The organism is Yersinia massiliensis CCUG 53443 (genome assembly GCF_000312485.1).
Lineage (GTDB): Bacteria > Pseudomonadota > Gammaproteobacteria > Enterobacterales > Enterobacteriaceae > Yersinia > Yersinia massiliensis.
In genome coordinates this window covers 524250-548394 of the sequence record NZ_HE997643.1, presented here as the reverse complement: position 1 = coordinate 548394, position 24145 = coordinate 524250, and the positions used below count along the sequence as shown (strand labels likewise).

The following is a 24145-nucleotide window of genomic DNA, read 5'->3' as shown; positions in this document are numbered from 1 at the left end:
TATCCCCTGTGTGCCTTGGCCAAAGGTGGGTTGTTCCTGCTGATCGTTGCCGCTGCGATATTGCCCCACTGTCATCGCATATCTCACATGCCCTTCGCGCAGTAACCCCGGTACCGACGCATATGGCACGGTAAAGACCTGCGCCGAGCCATCAGCTTCCTGAATGGTGACCTGCAAATCGCCGCCGCTCCCAGTCCCAGAAAGGTCGTCAATGGCAAATGGACCTGGTGGCACTGTGGTTTGATACACTTCGAAACCATTTTGCCTGACCGTGACCCTGGCGGTACCGCGGGCAATGCCACGGATCACGGGAGCAAAACCTCGCTGGCTGTCTGGCAACATATTGTCATCCGTCGCCACCTGTACGCCGCGGAAGTTCACGCCATCAAAAACAGCCCCCGAGCTATAGCCGTCGCCCAGCGTCAAACGACTCCGAAGAGACGCTATATCACGCTGCAAATAGGTATTAACGTGCTGCCAGCGGTTTTGGTTAGAGTTCGATCCGCTGCCGCTGCTGTAACTCCAACTGGTATTATCCCGCAGTCGCCAAGCCCCAAGATTTACGCCGCTTTGTAAGTTAAGGAAGGCGTAATTGCTGGTACTCGATTGCTGGTTACGGACATTACTGCCGGTGAAGCTGTAATTGAGCAACCCAGCGGTAATCCCGTTTTGCCATTGATCCGGGGGAATATAGCCACGGGCAAGATTGCCCATGTAGGCTTGAGGAATGCTGATAGACAGACGCTGCCGCCCAACATCAAAATCGGTGGAAGCCTCTTCGATCATCGAGGTCAAGGGTACGCAAACCTCTGTTGCCAACACAGCCATTCCCGGAATCGACCGAGTATTGACGCCCATTGAGGCTAACTGGCTGTGGGTCAGACAAGGCAGTAAAACCTTGTGATCGCTATCGGGCTGGAAAGAGACATCTTGGGTCGACATAAATCCATCATTCATATAAATGTCGACGCGATAGATACCCGGAGGTGCCTCTAGCCCCTTTTCAAATCCAGACAGATCGGCCACCTTAGCCGGATCATCAGAAAGAAAACGCGGGTTGAAGTAGTTTTCTGCTCGAACCGATGCATTGCCACATAATACCAACAGCATCACGGCCAACGGCGTTAAGGTCAGCTTCAAGATGGCGGTACTCTGGTAGTTATCTTTTATCACTCTGCGACTTTCCGTACCGTTTTTCAGATATAGCATGGTCCCTCCGGTTCGATGCAGGTTACCCGGCTGCCTGATTTATCTGGTTATAGCTTGATGAGAAAGGTGGCGACTTTATGCCTTACTGCATGACACCCTTGAGTGCTGGTGTCTGGGCACCGTAGTCGTTGATCGTCCTATAGCTGATATTGCTACCCGCATCAGCAGGGAGCACCACGTTGGCCGACCCCATAGGCGACACCATGGTGCTTGCCAATAGCCGAGAGCCCGCATTGACCTCGCTCAACGTGATGAAATAAGGGGTCGGATTGACGATCGTCAGCTCTTTGCCGTTACGCTTAAAGCGTAATTGCTCGGGTGCTTTGTCTGGCGCAACACTGAGTCCACTGGGGCGATAAAACAGTTTGATACGGCTGGTAATAGCCAATTGCAGGGTGTTCTCATCTTGGCGTGATTTGTCCAGTGAGGGGATTGCTTTGACGTTGACCCAGAACAGGCTCTCCCGATCCTTCGGCAAACTCTGGTTGGTCGCATCAATGATGCGCAGCGTGTTCTCTTTTTTTCCCTGCATCAAATACAGCGGTGGCGTAATAATAATAAGGCGGCCGTCTTTTTGTCCATCGGCGCTTTCTACCCAAGATTGGATCAGATAAGTGCTGTTCTCATCGTTATTGCTGACACCCAGAGTGACTTGTTTCTGATCGGCAGGATAGATCACCCGAGTCGCGCCAAGGCTGACGCCAGCATTTGCCATGCCTACCTGCCCCACCGCCAACAGCAGCAATACGGACATCATCTTTCCAACCATCGTTGTTGTTCTCACATATACCTCGTCCATCAGGATCTGACCTCCATAACACTGCACGACCATAAGCCGAAAATTGTGCAGCACTATTACTTTTCATCTTGCGGCCAAGGCCTACTAATAAGTCAGCTCAAACCATGCCTGAGCATTCGCCAAACTATTTGCTCGGTAGCTGAAAAACAGGCCTCCTTGGCCTGCGATAGTCATCCTTGATGGGTTCAGCTTACAGATACTGCACCCTGAAAGTAGCATCAGCGTTGGCAATACCGGCAGTGGCCGTGCCAGTCGCGATATAACGAGCCTGGAATGGAACAACAACGGTGCCCTCAGAGAGCGTAGTCGTCGCACTGAAGGTCGCACCATCAACGGCCAATGCTGTGCCGATGCGATCAAGGATCTGAACACCCACGTTTTCTGCATTACCCGCTGCAGAACCTTGTAGGGCCAGAGCTGTGGGATAGGTAGCGTTAACCGCGGTGCCCATGAAAGCAATAGATACCTTGCCAGCAACTTCAGGATCACAATCATTCAGTTGGATATTGAACCCGGTAGAAGAACTGACATCTCCAGCGGTAGCCAACGACGCTGTTCTTACTTGCCCCATTGGCACCGTCTGGCCAATAGAGCCTGTATCAACGGCACAAGCCGCATTAACAACTTCGCCTTTGAAGTGAATCGAGCCACCGTTGACGATAGTCGCATTAGCGACGCCAGCCAGAGAAAGAACTGCGGCAATACCAGCAACCAATGATTTAATTTTCATACTATCTTCCTTTGAATACATAATGTTTCATCACCGTGAACATGAAAAAGTGTGGAGGTCTAATCCCTTAGCGGACATGGTGATGGTTGATCATTGTTGATAAATTCATCACTTATTCCGTATCTTTTTCAATTAAACATGTGTTTATCAAGCCCGCTTAATAAGACTTTGCTCTGCAAAAGCTGTAACGCTCAATTAAAATTTCGTCTATAAATAAAACCTCCGTTTCGAATATAAAAAATAATGAGATCCTCTAGAGCCAGCACGACCTCTCAAGCCACATAAAAAGGGCAATATCCACCTAAAGTCACGGAGACCCATTAATAATGTTTGTATTATTGAATATCAGAGATAGAAAACGTCCCCTCCGATTAAACAACGTTTAATTAAGGTATAATTAACTGAGGATTATTCGTGTAACGTTAGTCCAAGACAAAACTCAACAATAATAAACCAGTACTTTAAACACGAGGCACACCCATTCATTGGCATTTTATTATTCTTGTCTATGTACCAATTACCCGATATGTAAGACTTGGCATAATGTGTCCCCTCCCTTGGAACATATCAAACTAGCACGTACGAACTCAGCATCCACCACCACAACAATAAGTCTATAACCCACACCTATTGAGGTAAGTTGATATGTAAAAATTCAAACGAAAGATACATTGCGATCAATTATCCTGTCAAATCATAAATCCTCAGATCTAAACACTTAAAAGCAAACAATAAACAGATGTATTATCCAAGCAAGAATGCTCTAGCAGGCTTATAGATCGCACCCACCACCACTTCTGGTATTATGTATCAGAATGTCCTTGCAAAACCAGTAGATACCCCCACAAAAAAATTAAGCAAAAAGAACAGCATTTATCGTTAAGTTTAGACTTCAATCACAAACCCGCTTAATAAAAATTACAAATAACAACAAAAATAAAACAATAAAAAAACTCCCAAATATGAAATACAGCCATCCAGCACAGAGACCCTATTTAAGCCAAACCACAAAAAATGAAGTTAAAAAGGAAAAAACTGAATAACACCACAATTCAAATAAAGAAATAGGCGTCAAAAATAGAGAGAAAGGGTTTCGATAAAAACCCAGAACATTACTTCCATTATAGCCATGGATGTTATTTGACACGGTGTGTACTTAAGATAAATATCCGAGTGAAATGAATAAAAATGGGCTGTTTTAGTGGGATACTTACAGGTTTAGGAAAGTCCCCAACCTGAATCAGTTTATAAAACCATTTATCTGTCATTCCGGTAAGCGCGCTGATAAAGGTCATTTCGATGAATGGATCTTCGACTGAGAACTGGCGGGATACGTGGTGAAGCTGCTCAACTCAGGTTTCAGTTATCAGGCCTTTCCGCGTACCCGTATTGGCAAGAGACTTTCCAGAAAATGCGCAAGCACTGCGTGCTACAGAGCACCAGGATGATCTACCAGAAAAACCACAAACAAAAAATCCCAATCTTTTTAAGAGATTGGGATTCGAAGATGGCGGAGGAGGAGAGATTCGAACTCTCGAACGGTTTCCCGTCGACGGTTTTCAAGACCGTTGCCTTCAGCCACTCGGCCACCCCTCCGCAACGGACCGAACTATAAACAGAGCACTCTCGCTTGTAAAGCTTGTTTGTGTTTAATCGTCCAAAAAGCCGCCATCTCAATATCGAATGATGAATTAATCATCATGGCCGCATACTTGCTGCACAGCCCCCTCTGTTCTTTTCGCATTCTCTCGCGCTCGTGATGAGCCGGACTCGCAGATTATTTTGGGCTACAGTCAAAAATTTGCTAAATTGATGGCCGTTTTATTGGGTGAGTCACCGAGGTGATATGTTGGAGTTTGAAGGTCGGACTATCGATACCGACGCGCAAGGTTATCTGAAAAACAGCGCAGACTGGAGCGAAGCTCTAGCGTCATTATTGGCGGAACAAGAAGGTATTGTCCTCACCGAACCCCACTGGGAAGTGGTGCGTTTTGTGCGCGCTTTTTATCAAGAATTTAATACGTCACCCGCCATCCGCATGCTGGTCAAAGCCATGGCGCAGAAATATGGCGAAGAAAAAGGCAACAGCCGATATTTATATCGCTTATTTCCTAAAGGACCCGCAAAGCAAGCGACGAAAATTGCCGGTCTACCCAAACCCGTGAAATGCATCTAGCAGGCGGCAGACTTGCCGCCATTGAATCACGGGATGGAGGCGTTACAGCAGTTTGTCGTTAATGGCGAAATAGCCGTTAATAACGAATAGTAAAGGTTTCAAACGGTGTGATGGGATGGGGCTCAGTGAGCAAACGCTCCACCCTCGCGCCTCGCGGCCCCCCCTGTTTTATCCACGCCAGCAAACTATCAACGGCATCTTGCTCACCGCAGGCCAACACCTCCACGCTACCGTCATCGCAATTTTTGGCGTATCCCGTCACCCCCAATTTTTGGGCTTGACGTTGCGTACTGTAGCGAAAACCAACACCTTGAACGATACCGTAAACATAAGCAGCTGTGCATACTGTTGCCATATCGACTCCTCATCTACGCGATAATTTGCATTTTCCAGCTCATATTCCGGCAATACCGCACTTTTACCTCGCTGGCAGTCAACTCAATTATGACCTCGAAATCCTCACTTCAACAGGCTATCCGTGCAAGATTGATCTTCATCATCTCACAACCGGTAATTCAGCCCACCTGGTGGTGTAAGCTGGCGATAGCATCTCGCGTTTCATCTGCCAGCCTTTTTGTATGCCCTGCCCAGCAAACCACACCTTACCCTTGCCCGATTGATTAATCTCATCTAGCGCTGCCATTAACGCCGCACTGTTCGCTTTTGGCTGGTTATCATCAAATAACCCCAATTGGGCAATACCCTGGCTGTAGAAATCACCCAGCATCACCCCGCCTTTTTGATATCGATAACCATCCTTCCATATCGCATCAAGACAACACAATGCCGCAGCGACAATATCCCGTGAATCCTGAGTGGGAATATGAAGCTTAGTGCTCACAATGTTGCCATAGTAAGGTTCATTGGGTGCAAAAGGGCTGGTTTTGATAAAGGCTGATATATGCCTGCAATATTGATGTTCACCGCGCAGCTTTTCCGCCGCACGCACCGCATACCCACAGATAGCTTCGCGCATATCCTGATAACAAGTGATTCGTTCACCAAAAGACCGGCTACACACAATTTGCTGTTTTGTCGGGGCGAACTCTTCCAGCTCGAGACATTGTTCGCCATTGAGCTCTCTGACCGTGCGTTCTAGCACGACATTGAAGTTTTTACGCACAAACTGCGTGTGAGTGTCAGCCAACTGCAATGCCGTGTTGATGCCAAGTTGATTCAACTTTTTACCCATGCGACGACCAATACCCCAAATATCTTGAACTGGTGTTATGGCAAGTAATTTCCGCTGCCTGACCGGATCGGATAAATCCAACACGCCACCGGTCTTACTCCATTGTTTGGCGGCATGATTTGCCAGTTTAGCCAGCGTTTTAGTTTGGGCGATCCCGACACCGACAGTGAGGCCTGTCCACTGTAATGCCCGTTGCCGAACTTCCCGACCAAACTGATCCAGGCTCATACAATGATTGACCCCAGACACGTTCAAAAATGCCTCATCAATAGAGTATATCTCCATAACCGGCGACATAGATTCCAACACAGTCATAACCCGATTAGACATATCAGCATAAAGCTCATAATTGCTGCTGAACGTCACCACACCATATTTCTGGATCAGATTGCGCATCTTGAAATAAGGCTCACCCATCTTAATACCCAATAATTTGGCTTCACGGCTACGCGCGATGACACAACCATCGTTGTTTGAAAGGACGACTATCGGTTTCCCCTGTAAGTCTGGCCGGAATACAGACTCACAGGACGCATAAAAGAATTAACGTCAGCGAGGGCAAACATTCGTCGCCTCGTTTATCACGTATCTCACCACGCCAAATGTTTCTAAATCATCCCCACTATCATTCAAAATGATAGGCGCATAATCGGGGTTCATCGCCTCTAGCTGTACAACAGGGTGTAAGCACAGTTTTTTTACAGTGAACTCTCCACCAACTGCTGCAACAATGATATCGCCATGTTGTGGTGACACGCTGCGATCAACAACCAGTAGCGAACCATCATAGATCCCTGCCCCCGTCATTGAATGACCCGATACCCGGACAAAGTAAGTCGCTGCCGGATGAGCAATACAGAGCTCGTTCAGATCCAATGGTCGCTCGACATAATCCGCCGCTGGGCTTGGAAAACCAGCGGGAATTGTCTCGTTAAACAACGGGATAAGAACGACTTCACGCAACGAGGAGAGTGGGTAAAAAATCATTATTCACACCTACAACACAACTGTATATACATACAGCATAATCAATAGGATTTTTCTTGTGAAGTATGAAATTGATGAGATCGGGTAAGCTTTTGGATACTGAGGAAAGATAGTTTTAAGCCGGAAGTCTTTGCGCGCGTTATCAGACATTGAATGGGATGGATCGCCGCCATCATTCCATGAGATACGAAGTTTAGCCGCAAGGCTGTATACTGACGCCAAAGGCGGTGAGTTCGCCCAACATTGACTAGGACACAAGTCAGCCCAAATGACAGCCAAGTATCAGGATAGTCGAGGTAGTGAGTGGGATGACATTACTATATGATTGTGGCCTTATTTTGATTGATAATAATTTATCAATTACAACACTTTGATTTTAAAAGAATATTATGATGCGCTTATTTCTTGCCAAAGGCCGTGAAAAATCCTTACTTCGTCGTCACCCGTGGATCTTCTCTGGAGCAGTTCAGCGCCTTGAAGGTAACGCCCTTCCCGGTGAAACTATCGATATCCTTGATAGCCAAGGCAAATGGTTGGCACGTGCCGCCTATTCGCCTGAATCACAAATCCTGGCGCGAGTGTGGACGTTCCAACAAGATGAAGTCGCCGATCGTGAATTCTTTATCCGCCGGTTGCAGCAAGCACAAAGCTGGCGAGATTGGCTGGCGCAACGGGATGGTTTGAATGGCTACCGTTTAATCGCCGGTGAGTCTGATGGCCTACCCGGCATCACTATCGACCGTTTCCAAAACTTCCTTGTCTTGCAGTTACTCTCTGCGGGTGCCGAATATCAACGTTCGACGCTGATCAGCGCCCTGCAAGCCTGCTACCCAGAATGCTCTATTTATGACCGTTCTGATGTTTCAGTGCGTAAAAAAGAGGGTTTACCGCTGACCCAAGGGACAGTACTCGGTGAAATGCCACCCGCCCTGTTACCCATCACCGAGAACGGTATGCAGATACTGGTTGATATCCAACACGGCCATAAGACAGGTTTTTATTTAGATCAGCGTGATAGTCGGCTCGCTGCACGTAATTATGCCGAAGGTCGCCGCGTTCTGAACTGCTTCTCTTATACCGGTGCCTTTGCTGTTGCTGCGCTAATGGGGAATTGCCAACAAGTCATCAGTGTCGATACATCGCAATCCGTGTTAGATATTGCGAAGCAGAACGTGGAGTTGAATCAATTAGATCTCAGCAAAGCAGAATTCGTTCGTGATGATGTGTTCCAACTGCTGCGTCATTACCGCACGCAAGGGGAAAAGTTTGACATGATCATCATGGACCCACCAAAATTTGTGGAAAACAAAAGCCAATTGGCAAGTGCTTGCCGTGGCTATAAAGACATTAATATGTTAGCAATACAGTTACTACGCCCAGGCGGGATCTTATTAAGCTTCTCCTGTTCTGGATTGATGCCAACAGATTTATTCCAAAAAATCTTGGCGGATGCTGCGTTAGATGCAGGTCATGATATACAATTTATAGAACAGTTCCGTCAGGCAGCAGATCATCCGGTTATTGCTACCTATCCGGAAGGTTTGTACCTGAAAGGGTTTGCATGTCGGATAGTGTGACTTGAAATACCCCATAATGCCCTCATATAGAGGGCAGAGTAATGTTTCTCAGGAGGTTATCATGATCGCCAGCAAATTTGGTATTGGTCAGCAAGTTCGCCACAGCCTGCACGGCTATTTGGGTGTGGTAATTGATATCGATCCTGAATATTCTCTTGAGCCACCTGAACCTGATGAAGTTGCAAACAATGATACTTTGCGTTCATCACCTTGGTATCACGTGGTCATTGAGGATGATGAGGGGCAACCGGTGCACACTTACCTCGCTGAAGCGCAACTGACATATGAGGATATGGATGCGCATCCTGAACAACCGTCATTAGATGAGCTGGCTGCGTCAATTCGCCATCAGTTACAGGCTCCGCGTCTGCGTAATTGATGACCAGCATACCTAATCCTCACTGCATACGATGAAGCCCGGCACTCACTGCCGGGTTTTTTATTGCGGCCACGCTTATCGCGAATAGTCACACTAATCAGCACACGAAAAACACTATTTTTCTAACCCCAGTCGCGGAATCTCAATTTTTGGGCAACGGTCCATCACCACCTTTAAGCCAGCATCTGCTGCCAATGTTGCCGCTAACTCATTGATAACACCTATCTGTAGCCATAATACTTTGGCCCCAATAGCAATTGCCTCTTGCGCGACTCCATAGGCCGCTTCAGTGTTGCGGAACACATCCACCATATCAATCTCATCAGGAATATCGGCTAATTCAGCGTAAACCTGCTGCCCTAGTAACGTTTTCCCAGCCAGTTTTGGGCTGACAGGGATAACTTGATATCCCTGCTGGAGCAAATAAGCCATGACACCATAGCTGGGACGTGATGGGTTATCGCTTGCCCCAACTAACGCAATTGTCTTTACCTGCTGGAGAATCTCTGCAATGTCTTTATCGTGCATTTTCAGTTCCTCTGATGCGCTAAAAGAATGTTACTCGCCATTTGCATTTGGGTGGATTTTGAAAAGTTAGACGATCGTCTAAGTGTATATCATGCTAAAAAATGCAGTTAAACGCGGTCTAATTGATTTCGTTTAATAGATATAACATTAATAGCTGTTAGTTTGCTTATTTTATCTTTAAAATTCATCAAGATAAACATGACAGACTCATGCCGAATATTACAAACAGTAAATAAATGTGGGCGCACGGAAAGACTTTGACACATTATCTCGCCTGTCTGACAATGTAAGTGGATATCGCCTTCAGGAGCAACACATGAAATTTGGTCTGGTGGTCGCAGGGATTTTGGCCGTTTGCTTTAGTGCTTCAGCACTCGCCACGACCTTAAAACTTGCACCGGAAATTGACCTGTTGGTGGTCGATGGCAAAAATATGTCTGGCTCTTTACTCAAGGGGGCCGACAGTTTAGAGCTAAACAGCGGGCAGCATCAGATTTTGTTCAAAGTGGCAAAACCATTACCGGCAGAACCGAAAATACTGTACACCTCCCCCCCATTGGTCGTGGTGTTCAATACCCGTAATGTTCGCTCCGTCGCCATAAAATTACCGGTTATTGATTCCGAACGGGATGGGCATAAGTTCTCGAAAAAACCCGAGTTTCAGCTTATCGGTGATAATGGTCGCCCATTGACCGTGCGCCATGATGTACTGCATGAAGAAAACCTTGGCGCTGCCACAACACTTGAAACAGCAATGGCCACCTATAATGTGGGGCAACACAGCGCATCGGTTCCTTCATTTGCCACCATTCCGCCTTCACCGGCAAGTGCTGTACCTGGTACGACCATTGCAGTTGCAGGAACAAATGCAGCGCAGAAAACCACTCGCCTGCAAGGTGAAAATGTGGCTGAACAGATGCTGCAATACTGGTTCTTACAAGCTGATGCCGAAACTCAGCAACGCTTCTTGCTTTGGGCCAAAAAACCGCCGACAAAGTAGCCACCTTGTTTTGGCCGTTTTTAAACATCCGGTTATGCTTGTTTCTTCGCATTTCTTTGCGTTAACGCTATGCACAAAATATCCATTTCAGTAATCTGTCACTAAACCGCTGGCTCTTACTGAAGGATATTTTGATGGAACTCACCACCCGCACGATGGCGGCACGTAAGCATATTGCCCTTGTCTCCCATGACCACTGCAAAAAATCACTGCTCGAATGGGTGATGGAAAACAGAGATCTTTTAGCGCAGCACAAACTCTATGCCACTGGCACTACGGGCAATCTGGTACAGAATGCGACCGGGATTGACGTCCACTGTTTGCTCAGTGGTCCAATGGGCGGGGATCAGGAAGTCGGTGCGCTAATATCTGAAAAGAAAATCGATATTTTGATTTTCTTTTGGGATCCACTGAACGCCGTACCTCATGACCCCGATGTCAAAGCACTGCTGCGTTTAGCGACAGTCTGGAATATACCGGTCGCCACTAACCGCTCAACCGCAGACTTTTTAATTGGCTCAGCCTTGTTTAATGGTGAAGTGACCATTGCTATCCCTGATTATGATCGCTACTTAAAGCAACGTCTGAAGTAATCATCAGGCCCGGTGAAAACACTGGGCTGAATCTTAGCTAGGGTTTGCGCTGGCTAGGGACACCCAGTTCACGGAGCTGATCAATAAATACGGAGGGGTTAGACGTCTCTTGCAGTAACCAGACTTGATGTTTTGCTCGGGTCATGGCGACATAAAGCAAGCGCCGCTCCTCCGCATCAGCGAAGTCCTCAGGTGCCGGTAGCAATACATCTTCCAGAATGGATTCTCGCGCCACCGCAGGAAAACCGTCATTCCCTTCATGCAAACCCGCAATGATCACATACTCCGCCTGCTGCCCTTTACTGGCATGAATCGTCATAAAATCAATGTTCAGCTTAGGCCAACGCGTGGCTGCTTTTTGCAAGAGTTCAGGGCGTAAATGATGATAGCGCGCCAATATCAGGATGCGTTCGTCATCCTTAACAAAGCCGCTTAACTTATCTAGCAGCGCTTCAAGTTGATCGTTCGGTAAAATCATCACTGACTTTTTATTGCCTTTACTCAGGCTATTCAGTGGTTTTTTTAATTGGTAGGGATTTTGCTGAATAAACCGATTCGCAATTTCACCAATACGGTCGTTAAAGCGATAGGTCGTATCCAATGCACACTCCGCCCCTTCGCCGAAATTCTGGCTGAACGCGGTAGTCAGTGAAAGCTCTGCACCACTGAATCGGTAGATTGCCTGCCAATCATCACCGACAGCAAACAAGCAAGTTTGCTTATTTTGTTTACGCAAAGCGGTCAGTAACATGGCACGCTGCGGCGAAATATCTTGAAATTCATCGACTAAGATATGCTTCCATGGGCTGACAAAACGCCCTTTATCCAGCAAGTTTACCGCTTGATGGATCAACCCTGAAAAATCAACCGCCCCCTCTTCTTTTAGCGCTGTTTTCCACGCTTTAAGTAAGGGAGCCATTAGCCGTATACGCTTCTGAAAAAGATCTCGTATTTCTTCATCAGCTTGCTCAATCATTTCAGCTTGGCTGCCGCCATGCATCCGCATCAGCCCTAACCAACGCTCGAGTCGCCCTGCCAAACGTGCAGCAAGCCGTTTATCTTGCCAAAAATCACCGTCGGCGACATCCCATTCCAGCTCATCAGTCAGCCATTCACGCCAGCCTTTCGCTTGGGCTTTTTTCTCGCTGCACTGCTGCTGCCAATGCTTAATAAGTAGCGACCTTCTGGCTTGACTATCAGACTCCAACTTGCTGATAGCAGGGGTTTTACGGCTACCTTGCTGGATGATATGCAATGCAAGCGCATGGAATGTCTTGGCCTGAATATCATCCACCGCCAAGCGTTCTTTGATACGGCTATTCATTTCATCAGCCGCTTGGCGACCAAATGCCAACAGTAAAATTTGCTCTGGTAACGCATCATTGCGGCGTAATAACCAACCAGCGCGGGCCACCAGCACCGATGTTTTACCACTGCCCGCACCGGCCAGCACCAATACCGAATCTTCGCCATTGACCACTGCGCGGCTCTGCGATTCATTCAGTGGCGAACTTTCAACACTCTGGAAGAATTCTTGGTGCGCCTCGAGCATTCGCTGCGTCCATTGCTGATTGCGACGATCAACGCTGCGGCTACCTTGCTGTAACCAACGCAAACAAAGTTCATAATCTGCACGACAAGACTCAAATTCTGTCAGTCGTTGCACCGGCATCGGTAACGCGGCAAAAGCCTCACGGATAGCATCTTGCAACTGACCTAATTCGCTACGCTTAAACCATTTATCTTGCTGCTCAATTCGCTTAATTGACTCAACTTGTTTATGCAAAACCTCAACACAAACCAGACTCATCTCCTCACTCCATTGCTGCCAGATGCCCAGTAAGTGATGATAAAAACGCTGAGTCTCTTGCCATTCAGTACCATGCAAGCGCACGACTTGCTGATTTGGCAATTCAAACTCCATCTCACCCCAGACAATACCGCGCTTGCATTGGATGTTAACCAACTGGTTAAAAGGGATCAGGTACTGATGTTTATCACCGCATACTTCGATGCCCGCATTCAGCAAGCGAACCCGATTATAGGGATGCTGGGCCAGATGCTTGCCAAAAGATGTCGCCTTAAGTTCCATATCTGCGCGCCATAACTCGTATTAAGTGAATTGAAATAACATAGTGGAGTGTAAATAAAATAATTGAGTTTAAACAACAGGTATCCGATAGTTGAAGCAGGAAACTATCCCGTGTTATGCATATATACTGGATAGTCTGTGTTGTTACTCACCCGCATTGCGGTTTTTTTATTCAGTAAGGCAGATAAATCACTATGCGTACTGTATTGAACGTCCTTAATTTTGTATTAGGTGGTTTTTTCACCACTCTCGGTTGGCTATTAGCCACCGTGGTGAGCGTTATCTTAATTTTCACCTTACCACTAACCCGCTCTTGCTGGGAAATTACCAAGCTATCATTTCTTCCTTATGGTAATGAGGCGATCCATGTCAATGAATTATACCCAGAAAAAAGTAATGCTCTGCTAACTGCGGGCGGTTCTTTATTAAATATTGTCTGGTTTGTTTTATTCGGCTGGTGGCTATGTCTATCCCATATTGTCACCGGTATTGTGCAATGCATAACCATTATCGGTATCCCTGTAGGGATCGCCAATTTTAAAATTGCGGCTATCGCATTATGGCCAGTGGGTCGCCGTGTCGTTTCCGTCGAAGTGGCGCAGCAGGCCAGAATCGCCAATGCTCAACGCCAATTTCAGCAACGTTGATCTTTCAGTTTTAGAGGTTTTTTGTGCTCAATTTCGTCACTGGTTTACGTCGTTATGTCTACAATAGTAGCCTGCTTTATCATGTCCGAATTTTTATCGCATTAGCAGGAGTAACGGCAGTTCCATGGTGGATTGATCAACCTAAACTGACGATTCCGCTCACATTAGGGGTCGTTGCTGCAGCATTAACAGATTTGGATGACCGCCTCGCTGGGCGGTTACGTAATCTCTTTATTACGCTAATCTGTTTTTTTGTCGCATCGGCCTCCATAGAACTTTTATTTCCCTACCCGTGGTTTTTCGCCCTCGGTCTGACCCTATCAACTTGCGGTTTTATACTGCTGGGCGCATTAGGCCAACGCTATGCGACCATTGCTTTTGGCGCATTGTTGATTGCCATCTACACCATGCTGGGGACTTCTATGTATCAGATTTGGTATCAGCAGCCCCTGCTACTGATACTGGGTGCCGTCTGGTACAACCTATTGACTCTTTGCGGTCATCTTATCTTTCCTATTCGCCCCTTACAGGACAATTTGGCCCGCTGTTATCAGCAGCTCGCGCGCTATTTAGAAGCCAAGGCCAATTTATTTGATCCCGACCTTGAACCTGATGTCGATCAGCCCATTATTGATGTGGCGATGGCGAACGGAACATTAGTCACAACATTAAATCAGGCCAAAGCTTCGCTGGTGACGCGATTGAAAGGTGACCGAGGACAACGTGGCACTCGGCGAACCCTTCATTATTATTTTGTCGCGCAAGATATTCATGAGCGAGCCAGTTCATCGCATGTTCAATACCAAGCACTGCGTGAGAAATTCCGTTACAGCGATGTTCTCTTTCGTTTTCAACGCTTATTGAACATGCAAGCGAGAGCCTGTATGCAGCTCTCGCAATCCATACTGATGCGTCAGAAGTATCAACATGATCCCCGTTTCGAGCGTGCCTTCACTTTTTTAGACGCCGCGCTGGCCAGAGAGCTTGCTAATAATGAACATGTGCAGCAAGTTAAGGCTCTGTCACATTTACTGAAAAACTTGCGGGCAATTGATGCACAGCTGGCAGGGATTGAATCAGAACAAGACTTAGCAGAGGGTCCGCAACCAGAAAGCCGTTTATCTGACGACCGTCTGACTGGGTGGAGTGATATCAAGCTACGGATTAGCCGCCACCTGACGCCAAAATCAGCGCTTTTTCGCCATGCTATTCGGATGTCCCTTGTACTCTGTGTGGGCTATGCCTTTATCCAAATTACCGGCATGCGCCACGGTTATTGGATCTTGCTAACCAGCCTGTTTGTCTGCCAACCCAACTATAATGCGACCCGTCGCCGCCTCGCACTTCGTATCATCGGGACGTTAGCTGGGATACTCATTGGCTTACCTATCCTCTATTTTGTGCCCTCCATTGAAGGGCAGTTAATCCTGATCGTCATTACGGGTGTACTGTTTTTTGCCTTCCGCAATGTTCAGTACGCCCACGCCACGATGTTCATCACCTTACTGGTTTTACTCTGCTTTAACTTGTTAGGTGAAGGATTTGAAGTCGCGGCACCACGTGTATTCGATACCTTACTCGGGTGTGCTATTGCTTGGGTCGCCGTGAGTTTTATCTGGCCAGACTGGAAGTTCCGTCAGCTCCCGACCGTCGTTCGCAAAACACTCAATGCCAACTGCCGCTACCTCGATGCCATTTTGGTGCAATATTATCAAGGCAAAGATAATAGTCTGCCCTACCGTATTGCGCGCCGAGATGCACATAATTGCGATGCCGAACTCGCTTCTGTCATTTCAAATATGTCAGCGGAGCCCAAGAATAATCCAGAAACTCAAGAAGCGGCATTCCGTTTACTTTGCCTGAATCACACCATGCTCAGCTATATTTCTGCATTGGGTGCCCACCGCGAGAAACTAACGAATACAGCCACATTGAATTTACTCAATGATGCTATTTGTTATGTCGAAGGCGCACTTGAGCAAGAGCAACCTGACAGTACACAAATGTCTCAGGTATTAACCGGCTTATCTACCCGGCTGCAAGAGTGCAATCCTGAGCCGGAGAGTAAAGACCAATTGGTGTTGCAGCAGATTGGCTTACTACTTGAACTGTTACCTGAACTCAGTGAACTGAATAAGCGTATCAGTCAGGCTAGATAACGGTGTCTATCAGACAATAAAAGTGCATGGGCTGATTTTTATTAGCCCATGATCAGGCTGTTTCATACATTGCGCCGATGTGTATTTCAAACCATTCAATCAGCTCCACTCGTATCATTAATGGTAGAGCAGCGTAGTGATAGCCACTAATAGCTCCCGCTAGCGACAATAATATGTTTATCCCGAGCGAGCCTCGCAAAGCACGTAATTTAAGGTAACACCGCTTTGCGCCTTCAAGACGTAAATCTGATGCATTTTTGATACCGACTCGCCATAACAGGCGTTCGAGGCTGGCGCTCAGATTAGGTAAGTCTTTCAACCGAACAGTTGGCCCTTTTTTGCTTAAAATCTCGGTTTTAGCTTCTTCGTAAGCCCGTTTGGCAAAATGGCATAATGTCCGTTCGTCATCCCAAAGATAAGTATCCACCCTGTAATAGCGCAGTAGGATCGGCGCTCCGCGTTTGGCATAAACGAGGTTCGTCATCCCTTTAGCGCGAAATATCCCCTCAACCTGATCATTGGCCCGCAAATACAGTTCCCCCTCAGAAACGACCGCAAACATAATCCCATTAGCCAAGAGGCCATAGCCGCCAAATTGTGAGCGGACCGTGATCTGACCTAAAAAATCAAAACAATCTCGTGCTTGCATGATTTTGTTTTCTGATGCGTTTTTCATGACTACTCCTTTAGTAAAAATCCGAACTAACGTCCCTATTCAGTTGCAATAAGTGTAAGAGGAACAACTAATTAAAAAATACTTAAAATGGATTACAGAGCCAAATACAAAATGAATTTGCACGGTTTTACTTCACAATTATGCGAAGCGTCTTGTAAAAATTTAGTTGATCTTCTAATAAACAGTGACTACTGTATATGCATACAGCACACTATAGGCGAGGTTAATCATGCGCACTCAATCACTTAAACCTTATCAAGCTAATTATCATTCTCTTGTTACCAGCGATGCCGTAGAAAGAGTTGATGCACCATCAGATTGTGGTCTTATCAGTGAACTTGTGTACAGTGAAAACCAGCCTGCAGTCACCCAGCTATTGCTTCCTTTATTACAACAACTCGGTAAACAAGCTCGGTGGCTTTTATGGTTAACACCGCAGCAAAAATTGAGTCGTTTGTGGTTACAACAATCCGGCCTACCCGCAAGTAAAGTCGTTCAAGTCAGACAAATCAGCCCATTGTCGACTGTCGATGCGATGGAAAAAGCATTATTGACGGGAAATTACAGTGTCGTACTAGGTTGGTTACCTGAGTTATCAGATGATGATCGTGCTCGTTTACATTTAGCGGCAAAGTTAGGAAATACTTACGGGTTTGTTATGCATCCGCTAAATGACACAAAAACGGTTCAAGGACAGTGCGCAACGTTAAAAATTCATTCTTCTTTGTATCATTAAGTGAATTTAGGATTTATCCCATGAATTATTACAATTTTTAGCGCTTCCCACTATAAAACCATTATAAAGCGAGTCGGAATGCGGCTTTCAGCAGAAAATATCGAGGCTGAAAAGCCGTTTTTTACGGCTAAATCGTTAAAGAACATGCACTATTTCGCGTTTTTTTCAGGCAGATTATTACATCAGACTTGTAAGTTTCTCGCCACGTTGTAGACTTTACTTCGCTAAGGTTGCTCTAGAATGCCAAATCATACTGGCAACGTGATTAACGGGAGCGTTTAAACCTTAACGAAGAATTTTAACCAAGGGCTTGGCTTTTAAAAGCTCATTGCCTATTTGGATGATAACGAGGCGTAAAATGAAAAAGACAGCTATCGCATTAGCAGTGGCACTGGCAGGTTTCGCTACAGTAGCGCAAGCCGCACCGAAAGATAACACCTGGTACACCGGTGGTAAACTGGGCTGGTCTCAGTTCCAAGACACGGGTTCCATCATTGATAATGACGGCCCTACTCATAAAGACCAAGTCGGTGCTGGTGCGTTCTTGGGTTACCAAGCAAACCAATACCTGGGCTTTGAAATGGGTTACGACTGGCTTGGCCGTATGCCTTACAAAGGCGACACTAACAATGGCGCTTTCAAAGCACAAGGCGTTCAGTTAGCTGCTAAACTGAGCTACCCTGTAGCACAAGATCTGGACGTTTACACTCGTCTGGGTGGTTTGGTATGGCGTGCAGATACCGATGGTTCTATCAATGGCCAACGTTACAGCGCACACGACACCGGTGTTTCTCCACTGGTTGCTCTGGGTGCAGAATACGCTTGGACCAAAAACTGGGCAACCCGTATGGAATACCAATGGGTTAGCAACATCGGTGATAAAGCTACCGTTGGTGCTCGTCCAGACAACGGTCTGCTGAGTGTTGGTGTTTCTTACCGTTTCGGTCAGGATGATGTAGCAGCGCCAGTAGTTGCTCCAGCTCCAGCGCCAGCACCAGTTGTTGATACTAAGCGTTTCACGCTGAAATCTGACGTACTGTTCGCTTTCAACAAGTCAACGTTGAAACCAGAAGGCCAGCAAGCTCTGGACCAACTGTACGCACAACTGAGCTCTATCGATCCTAAAGACGGTTCTGTAGTGGTTCTGGGCTTTGCTGACCGTATCGGTCAACCAGCGCCTAACTTAGCTTTGTCTCAGCGTCGTGCTGACAGCGTGCGTGATTACCTGGTTTCTAAAGGTATCCCTGCTGACAAAATCACCGCTCGCGGTGAAGGCCAAGCAAACCCAGTTACAGGCAACACCTGTGACAACGTGAAACCACGTGCTGCTCTGATCGAGTGCTTGGCACCAGATCGTCGCGTAGAGATCGAAGTGAAAGGCTACAAAGAAGTTGTAACTCAGCCACAGGCTTAAGTTTACTTCTTTCGTAAAAAACCCCGCATTGCGGGGTTTTTTTTTATTCTCAATACCGTCAGATTACTTTTCTTTACCCAGAATATCCTGCAAGTCCTGCTTCAGCGATGACATCTGGTTAGCATATTTCTCTTTACGCTCAGCATCTTCAATTAACTGAACCACTGTCTCCGAAAGCGTATTACCCCGACGACGAGCGAGAGCAGCTAAGCGTTGCCAAACCAGAAATTCCAGGTCGATTGATTTTTTTCGAGTATGCTGATGCTCTGCATTAAAATGCCGCTTGCGCCTGGCGCGGATAGTTTGCTTCATTCGCGTGGTGAGTTGCAGATTCATATGAGCATCAATCCACTCCAACACCTTCACTGGCTCACTTTCCAGCTTCATCAGTTGCTCCACAGCATCTGAGGCGGCACTGTTTTCGATGTGTCGGGTAATGGCCTCACCTTCACGGTGTTTTTTGACCAAATATGCCCATTTCCAACCACTTTCTAGATTTTCCAGTTGTTGATATTTCATCGTGAGCTCTTTAGTGACGGCGTAACTTAAACCAAGCATAACAGCTTTAGGCAGAATTTCATCCTACTAAAAGCCATTGAGTAGATTGTTTTTTGTACGGAACACTGTCGATATCTGACTCCTTATCACCAACCGCGACTCTACGTATATGCAGCCCGCTTTATTCTTGTATAATCGCCCTTTCCCTTTTTGACGATTGCATTTATCACTTTGACCAATAACCGACTCGAATGGCAGTCACTGCTGCCAAACACAACGCCATATGAAGCGTTATTTGCTACTGCCTCCCAATTGGAGCCTGTTTCTTTTGCCGCCATTCAACCTCGGTTAGAAAATGGCATGACGCTCTTTTGTCATCCACAATCTCAACCGCGTTTTATGCTGCTCAAAGCACAAGAGAGCACGGAGTATCTGGCGTTAATTGCACAGGCAGTGAATGAGCTGCAACCTGAGGCTTCAGCCTTGTTTGGTGGCGACTATCTGATTCAAGACCACCAAGTTAGCTGGCAACCCGCTCTGCAGGGTAATGAGCGTTTCGCCGCTCAGTCACGCTGTCTCTATCAGGAATGGGTCGAGCCGGAACAACTGTTTGGTTGTGTTAGATGGCATAAAGATCAAATCAGCCTGCAACCTGGTTTAGTTCATCAAGCCAATGGTGGCGTATTGATCCTATCGGTACGGGCGTTGCAAGCTCAGCCACTCATGTGGTTACGCCTGAAACAGATGATTGTTCAGCAGCGCTTCGATTGGTTATCACCCGATGAAACCCGCCCTCTGCCGCTACATATCCCTTCCATGCCGCTAGATTTGCGGCTGATTCTGGTTGGCGATCGTTTAGGTCTTGGCGACTTCCACGATATGGAGCCTGAGCTGGGCGAATTGGCTATTTATGGTGAGTTCGAAGTAGAACTTCCGTTGGTCGATATTGATGGCATGACCTTATGGTGCGGCTATGTCAATGCGCTGTTGCAACAAAAGCAATTGCCGTTATTAGCTGCAGACGCCTGGCCAGTTCTAGTACGTCAGGCAGTGCGTTATAGCGGTGACCAAGGTAGCCTGCCACTGTGTCCACAATGGTTAAGCCACCAGCTAGCGGAAGCCGCGCTCTACGCTGAAGGGGATATCCTCACCGCCAATGCCTTAGAGCTCGCCTTAAATGCCCGTGACTGGCGGCATAGCTATCTTGCTGAGCGGATGCAGGATGAAATCGAGCTTGGTCAAATTCTAGTCGAGACTGAAGGTCAAGTTATCGGCCAGATCAATGGTCTGTCCGTACTGGAATACCCTGGTCATCCTTATGCCTTTGGCGAACCCGCCCGAATTAGCTGCGTTGTTCATTTAGGGGATGGCGAGTTTGTTGATGTTGAGCGTAAAGCTGAACTGGGCGGTAACCTTCATGCTAAAGGCATGATGATCATGCAAGCATTCCTCATTTCAGAGCTTGAACTTGATCAGCCACTGCCTTTCTCTGCCTCCCTTGTTTTCGAGCAATCTTATGGCGAAGTGGATGGTGACAGTGCATCGCTCGCGGAGCTCTGCGTACTCATTAGTGCCCTCTCGCAGCAACCTATCAACCAGCAAATCGCGGTGACCGGTTCTGTTGACCAGTTTGGTAATGTGCAGCCGATTGGTGGCGTTAATGAAAAGATTGAAGGTTTCTTCGAGACTTGTCAGCGCCGTGGACTGACGGGGACACAAGGGGTGATTTTACCGTCAACCAATGTCCGTCATTTGTGCCTTAATCAGGCCGTGATCGACGCAGTGCAAGCGAGCCAATTCCATCTGTGGGCCGTTGATACCGTAGTTGAGGCATTACCACTATTAACCGGTGTGGTTTATGCTGATGAACAGCAACCTAGTCTTTTGGGTATTATTCAAGAGCGAATCTCGCAGGTAAATCCGCAGGACAGACAGCGTTGGCCATGGCCATTACGTTGGCTAAACTGGTTCAACCACGGCTGATCGGACTTGCTCAGCGTACATGTGTACGCTATTCTGCGCACTTCACTAAAATAAGGCTTACTGAGAACATGGTAGATAAACGCGAATCCTATACAAAAGAAGACCTTGAAGCTTCAGGCCGTGGCGAACTGTTTGGCGCTGGCGGGCCACCATTGCCAGCGGGCAATATGTTAATGATGGACCGTGTCGTCAAAATGACAGAAGACGGCGGCACCTATGGCAAAGGTTATGTGGAAGCGGAGCTGGATATCAATCCGGATCTATGGTTCTTCGGTTGCCACTTTATCGGCGATCCCGTCATGCCGGGTTGTCTGGGCTTGGATGCGATGTGGCAGCTAGTTGGCTTCTATCTTGGCTGGTTGGGCGGTGAAGGCAAAGGCCGTGCACTGGGTGTGGGTGAAGTTAAATTTACTGGTCAGGTCCTGCCTGATGCCAAAAAAGTGACCTACCGCATTAATTTTAAACGCATTATTATGCGTAAATTAATTATGGGTGTGGCAGACGGCGAAGTATTAGTTGATGGCAAAGTCATTTATACAGCCACTGATTTGAAAGTTGGCTTGTTTAAAGACACTAACGCTTTCTAATAGTGTATTTGCTGTCTATGTGCAGGGGTCATCCCCTGCACAGTAATAGTTATGGTTCATCAACGAAATGCCCTGTGGCATTTTTTTAACAGCAGTGACTACAATAAATGTAGTCGATTAATATTATGCCGATGAATCGTCGTACACGATGGTTTATTGGATCAACGCTTGAGAGATCAAGGTTTGTTAGAGAAGGGCTTGTTAGGCCAAGGTTAGCGAAATCCACCGAATTAAAGTGAGCGAGATATGCAAAAAACCAGTCTTGACGCAATGCCCTGTCCCGTCGCCCGCTCGCTTGAAAGAGTGGGCGAATGGTGGAGCATCCTAATCATCCGTGATGCCTTTCAGGGATTAACGCGTTTTGATGAATTCCAGCAAAGTTTGCAACTCTCGCCGACTATTCTGACTCGGCGGTTAAAGTATCTAGTGGAAAGTGGCATCTTTGAGAAACGCCTCTATCACCCTCGCCCTGCGCGCTATGAATATTTATTAACCGAACGTGGTAACGATTTCTTTCCGGTGATTGCAACGCTGTTTCATTGGGGAAATCAACATTTTGCACCAGAGGGGCCTGCGGTGTTATTGGTCGATCGCCGCACGGGTACGGCTGTAGAACCTGTCTTGCTCGATAAACGCACTGGACAACCTCTGCGTACGCAAGATGTCACTCTAACGGCAGGCTCCGTCAGGAGCGATATAATTAATCAACGGCTGGCACTGATGCAAGGCAAGCAGTCTAAAGATGCCAAGCAGCCTTCCCATATAATCGAGCCTCAAAAGGAAAAATGATGAATACGCGCCGTGTAGTGATTACAGGAATGGGTGTCGTTTCCCCATTAGGTTGTGGTATCGAAACTGTTTGGCAGCGCCTGTTAGCAGGGCAATCCGGTATTCGTGTGTTACCTGATGAGATTGTCGGTGATTTGCCGGCCAAAATTGGCGGACAAGTCCCCACTATCGCAGCAGACCCTGAAGCCGGCTTTGATCCAGATAAAGCGGTTGCGCCAAAAGATCAAAAGAAAATGGATCGTTTTATTGAGTTTGCGATGGCCGCAGCGGATGAAGCGATTGCCCAAGCCGGCTGGCAAGCGGACGGCGAAGAGAAGCAAGACCGAACCGCCACGGTGATTGGCTCCGGTATCGGTGGATTCCCTTCGATTGCCCATGCAGTGCGAACGACAGATAGCCGTGGGCCTAAACGTTTATCCCCTTTCACCGTGCCTTCTTTTTTGGTGAATCTGGCAGCAGGTCATGTTTCGATTAAGCATCATTTCAAAGGCCCTATTGGGGCACCTGTCACCGCCTGTGCCGCAGGTGTGCAAGCTATTGGCGATGCCGTCCGATTGATTCGTAACAATGAGGCAGATGTAGCCTTATGCGGCGGCGCTGAAGCCGCCATTGATAAAGTCAGCCTGGCTGGTTTTGCCGCCGCTCGCGCCCTGTCAACGGGCTCGAATGATGCCCCCGAAAAAGCCTCTCGTCCATTCGATAGCGCGCGTGATGGCTTTGTGATGGGCGAAGGTGCGGGTTTATTGATTATCGAGGCGTTGGAGCATGCTTTAGCGCGCGGTGCGCAGCCTCTCGCGGAAATTGTCGGCTATGGCACCAGTGCGGATGCCTACCATATGACATCGGGTGCTGAAGACGGTGACGGCGCATACCGTGCAATGAAAATTGCTTTGCACCAAGCGGGCATTACGCCCTCACAGGTTCAGCACTTAAATGCTCATGCGACCTCTACACCCGTGGGTGATCTAGGTGAAATCAATGCTATTAAGCATCTGTTTGGCGAGGGTGATACGTTAGCGGTGACATCAACCAAGTCTGCTACAGGCCATTTACTGGGCGCTGCGGGTGGTTTGGAAACTATTTTTACTGTGCTGGCCTTACGTGATCAAATCGTACCGGCGACCTTGAATCTGGAAAATCCAGACCCTGCAGCCCAAGGGCTCAATATCGTGGCAGGTCAGGCGTTGCCCCATGAGATAACCTATGCCCTTTCGAATGGTTTTGGTTTTGGCGGTGTGAATACCAGTATCTTGCTGAAACGTTGGGTAGGTTAACTGATTCGGCTGAATGAGCACAACCAACAACGCTGTAACTCCAAGTATGTATATAGCGTTACCCAAAGTAATTGGTGGTACAGCTAGGCGGCAAGTGAATGAATGCCGATGAGCTTACTC

At 47.3% G+C, this 24145-nt stretch carries 22 protein-coding genes, 1 tRNA gene and 3 pseudogenes; 14 read left to right on the top strand and 12 right to left on the bottom strand.

Annotated features, from left to right (window positions below):
- From BN68_RS02430 to BN68_RS02415, 5 genes and pseudogenes are all read right to left on the bottom strand, one after another.
- Window positions 1-1209, bottom strand: a 1209-nt coding sequence (locus BN68_RS02430) for a fimbria/pilus outer membrane usher protein (RefSeq protein ID WP_042806372.1), incomplete at its 3' end; no start/stop codon positions are given.
- A gap of 82 nt (window positions 1210-1291) precedes the next feature.
- Window positions 1292-1978 carry a fimbria/pilus periplasmic chaperone gene (locus BN68_RS02425; protein WP_042806489.1) on the bottom strand — a complete coding sequence of 229 codons (687 nt, stop codon included), beginning with the start codon at window positions 1976-1978 and terminating at the stop codon, window positions 1292-1294.
- A 220-nt stretch (window positions 1979-2198) separates the two neighbouring features.
- A complete protein-coding gene (gene fimA / locus BN68_RS02420; RefSeq protein WP_019209553.1) occupies window positions 2199-2738 on the bottom strand; it encodes a type 1 fimbrial major subunit FimA in 540 nt (179 codons plus the stop codon).
- 1205 nt (window positions 2739-3943) lie between these two features.
- Window positions 3944-4033, bottom strand: a pseudogene (locus BN68_RS24540) (helix-turn-helix transcriptional regulator); the annotation flags it as partial.
- A 213-nt stretch (window positions 4034-4246) separates the two neighbouring features.
- Window positions 4247-4334, bottom strand: a tRNA-Ser gene (locus tag BN68_RS02415).
- A gap of 250 nt (window positions 4335-4584) precedes the next feature.
- On the opposite strand from BN68_RS02415, the gene tusE reads away from it, so the two are divergent.
- Window positions 4585-4914 (top strand): sulfurtransferase TusE, encoded by a 330-nt coding sequence (gene tusE, locus BN68_RS02410; RefSeq protein ID WP_019209552.1) that lies wholly within the window; start codon window positions 4585-4587, stop codon window positions 4912-4914.
- A 76-nt stretch (window positions 4915-4990) separates the two neighbouring features.
- On the opposite strand, the gene yccX is transcribed toward tusE, so the two are convergent.
- The 3 genes and pseudogenes from yccX to umuD form a co-directional block, all read right to left on the bottom strand.
- Entirely contained in the window at window positions 4991-5269 is a 279-nt protein-coding gene (yccX, locus tag BN68_RS02405; RefSeq protein WP_019209551.1) for an acylphosphatase, read from the bottom strand.
- A 141-nt stretch (window positions 5270-5410) separates the two neighbouring features.
- Window positions 5411-6672 (bottom strand): annotated as a pseudogene (locus BN68_RS02400) (Y-family DNA polymerase).
- Window positions 6656-7093, bottom strand: a complete 438-nt coding sequence (umuD, locus tag BN68_RS02395) for a translesion error-prone DNA polymerase V autoproteolytic subunit (protein WP_019209549.1) — start codon at window positions 7091-7093, stop codon at window positions 6656-6658. Before umuD ends, BN68_RS02400 begins: the two are co-directional and overlap by 17 nt.
- 163 nt (window positions 7094-7256) lie before the next feature.
- Between umuD and BN68_RS24230 the strand changes: the two are divergent.
- From BN68_RS24230 to hspQ, 3 genes and pseudogenes are all read left to right on the top strand, one after another.
- Window positions 7257-7418 (top strand): annotated as a pseudogene (locus BN68_RS24230) (integrase); the annotation flags it as partial.
- 61 nt (window positions 7419-7479) lie between these two features.
- Window positions 7480-8670 (top strand): 23S rRNA (cytosine(1962)-C(5))-methyltransferase RlmI, encoded by a 1191-nt coding sequence (rlmI, locus tag BN68_RS02390; RefSeq protein ID WP_186375626.1) that lies wholly within the window; start codon window positions 7480-7482, stop codon window positions 8668-8670.
- 61 nt (window positions 8671-8731) lie between these two features.
- Window positions 8732-9049 (top strand): heat shock protein HspQ, encoded by a 318-nt coding sequence (gene hspQ / locus BN68_RS02385; protein ID WP_019209547.1) that lies wholly within the window; start codon window positions 8732-8734, stop codon window positions 9047-9049.
- Between the two features lie 114 nt (window positions 9050-9163).
- Here hspQ and BN68_RS02380 read toward each other — a convergent pair whose 3' ends face one another.
- Window positions 9164-9577 (bottom strand): CoA-binding protein, encoded by a 414-nt coding sequence (locus BN68_RS02380; RefSeq protein WP_019209546.1) that lies wholly within the window; start codon window positions 9575-9577, stop codon window positions 9164-9166.
- Between the two features lie 316 nt (window positions 9578-9893).
- On the opposite strand from BN68_RS02380, the gene BN68_RS02375 reads away from it, so the two are divergent.
- Both BN68_RS02375 and BN68_RS02370 read left to right on the top strand, forming a co-directional pair.
- Window positions 9894-10577: a DUF2057 family protein gene (locus BN68_RS02375; RefSeq protein WP_019209545.1), complete on the top strand. Its 684-nt coding sequence runs from the start codon at window positions 9894-9896 to the stop codon at window positions 10575-10577.
- Window positions 10578-10711: 134 nt separating this feature from the next.
- Window positions 10712-11170, top strand: coding sequence for a methylglyoxal synthase (locus BN68_RS02370; protein ID WP_019209544.1), 459 nt, complete (start codon window positions 10712-10714; stop codon window positions 11168-11170).
- A 37-nt stretch (window positions 11171-11207) separates the two neighbouring features.
- Here BN68_RS02370 and helD read toward each other — a convergent pair whose 3' ends face one another.
- Window positions 11208-13262, bottom strand: coding sequence for a DNA helicase IV (gene helD / locus BN68_RS02365; protein ID WP_019209543.1), 2055 nt, complete (start codon window positions 13260-13262; stop codon window positions 11208-11210).
- A gap of 194 nt (window positions 13263-13456) precedes the next feature.
- Here helD and BN68_RS02360 point away from each other — a divergent pair, with 194 nt between their 5' ends.
- Both BN68_RS02360 and yccS read left to right on the top strand, forming a co-directional pair.
- Complete coding sequence (locus BN68_RS02360; protein WP_042806371.1) at window positions 13457-13909, top strand: YccF domain-containing protein; 453 nt, start codon at window positions 13457-13459, stop codon at window positions 13907-13909.
- A gap of 23 nt (window positions 13910-13932) precedes the next feature.
- Window positions 13933-16068, top strand: coding sequence for a YccS family putative transporter (gene yccS / locus BN68_RS02355; RefSeq protein WP_019209542.1), 2136 nt, complete (start codon window positions 13933-13935; stop codon window positions 16066-16068).
- Window positions 16069-16120: 52 nt separating this feature from the next.
- On the opposite strand, the gene BN68_RS02350 is transcribed toward yccS, so the two are convergent.
- Entirely contained in the window at window positions 16121-16744 is a 624-nt protein-coding gene (locus BN68_RS02350; RefSeq protein ID WP_019209541.1) for a TfoX/Sxy family DNA transformation protein, read from the bottom strand.
- A 229-nt stretch (window positions 16745-16973) separates the two neighbouring features.
- Between BN68_RS02350 and sulA the strand changes: the two genes are divergently transcribed.
- Window positions 16974-17480, top strand: coding sequence for an SOS-induced cell division inhibitor SulA (gene sulA / locus BN68_RS02345; RefSeq protein ID WP_019209540.1), 507 nt, complete (start codon window positions 16974-16976; stop codon window positions 17478-17480).
- A gap of 358 nt (window positions 17481-17838) precedes the next feature.
- On the top strand, window positions 17839-18894 hold the full coding sequence (gene ompA / locus BN68_RS02340; protein ID WP_019209539.1) for a porin OmpA: 1056 nt from the start codon (window positions 17839-17841) through the stop codon (window positions 18892-18894).
- A gap of 63 nt (window positions 18895-18957) precedes the next feature.
- Here ompA and matP read toward each other — a convergent pair whose 3' ends face one another.
- Complete coding sequence (matP, locus tag BN68_RS02335) at window positions 18958-19413, bottom strand: macrodomain Ter protein MatP (protein ID WP_042806370.1); 456 nt, start codon at window positions 19411-19413, stop codon at window positions 18958-18960.
- 210 nt (window positions 19414-19623) lie between these two features.
- Between matP and BN68_RS02330 the strand changes: the two genes are divergently transcribed.
- The 4 genes from BN68_RS02330 to fabF all read left to right on the top strand — a co-directional run bounded on the left by BN68_RS02330 (window position 19624) and on the right by fabF (window position 24025).
- Window positions 19624-21375: an AAA family ATPase gene (locus tag BN68_RS02330; RefSeq protein WP_042806487.1), complete on the top strand. Its 1752-nt coding sequence runs from the start codon at window positions 19624-19626 to the stop codon at window positions 21373-21375.
- 68 nt (window positions 21376-21443) lie between these two features.
- A complete protein-coding gene (gene fabA, locus BN68_RS02325; RefSeq protein WP_005160035.1) occupies window positions 21444-21962 on the top strand; it encodes a bifunctional 3-hydroxydecanoyl-ACP dehydratase/trans-2-decenoyl-ACP isomerase in 519 nt (172 codons plus the stop codon).
- 246 nt (window positions 21963-22208) lie between these two features.
- Entirely contained in the window at window positions 22209-22751 is a 543-nt protein-coding gene (locus BN68_RS02320; RefSeq protein ID WP_019209536.1) for a winged helix-turn-helix transcriptional regulator, read from the top strand.
- A complete protein-coding gene (gene fabF / locus BN68_RS02315) occupies window positions 22751-24025 on the top strand; it encodes a beta-ketoacyl-ACP synthase II (protein WP_019209535.1) in 1275 nt (424 codons plus the stop codon). Before BN68_RS02320 ends, fabF begins: the two co-directional genes overlap by 1 nt.
- Window positions 24026-24145 lie beyond the last annotated feature (120 nt).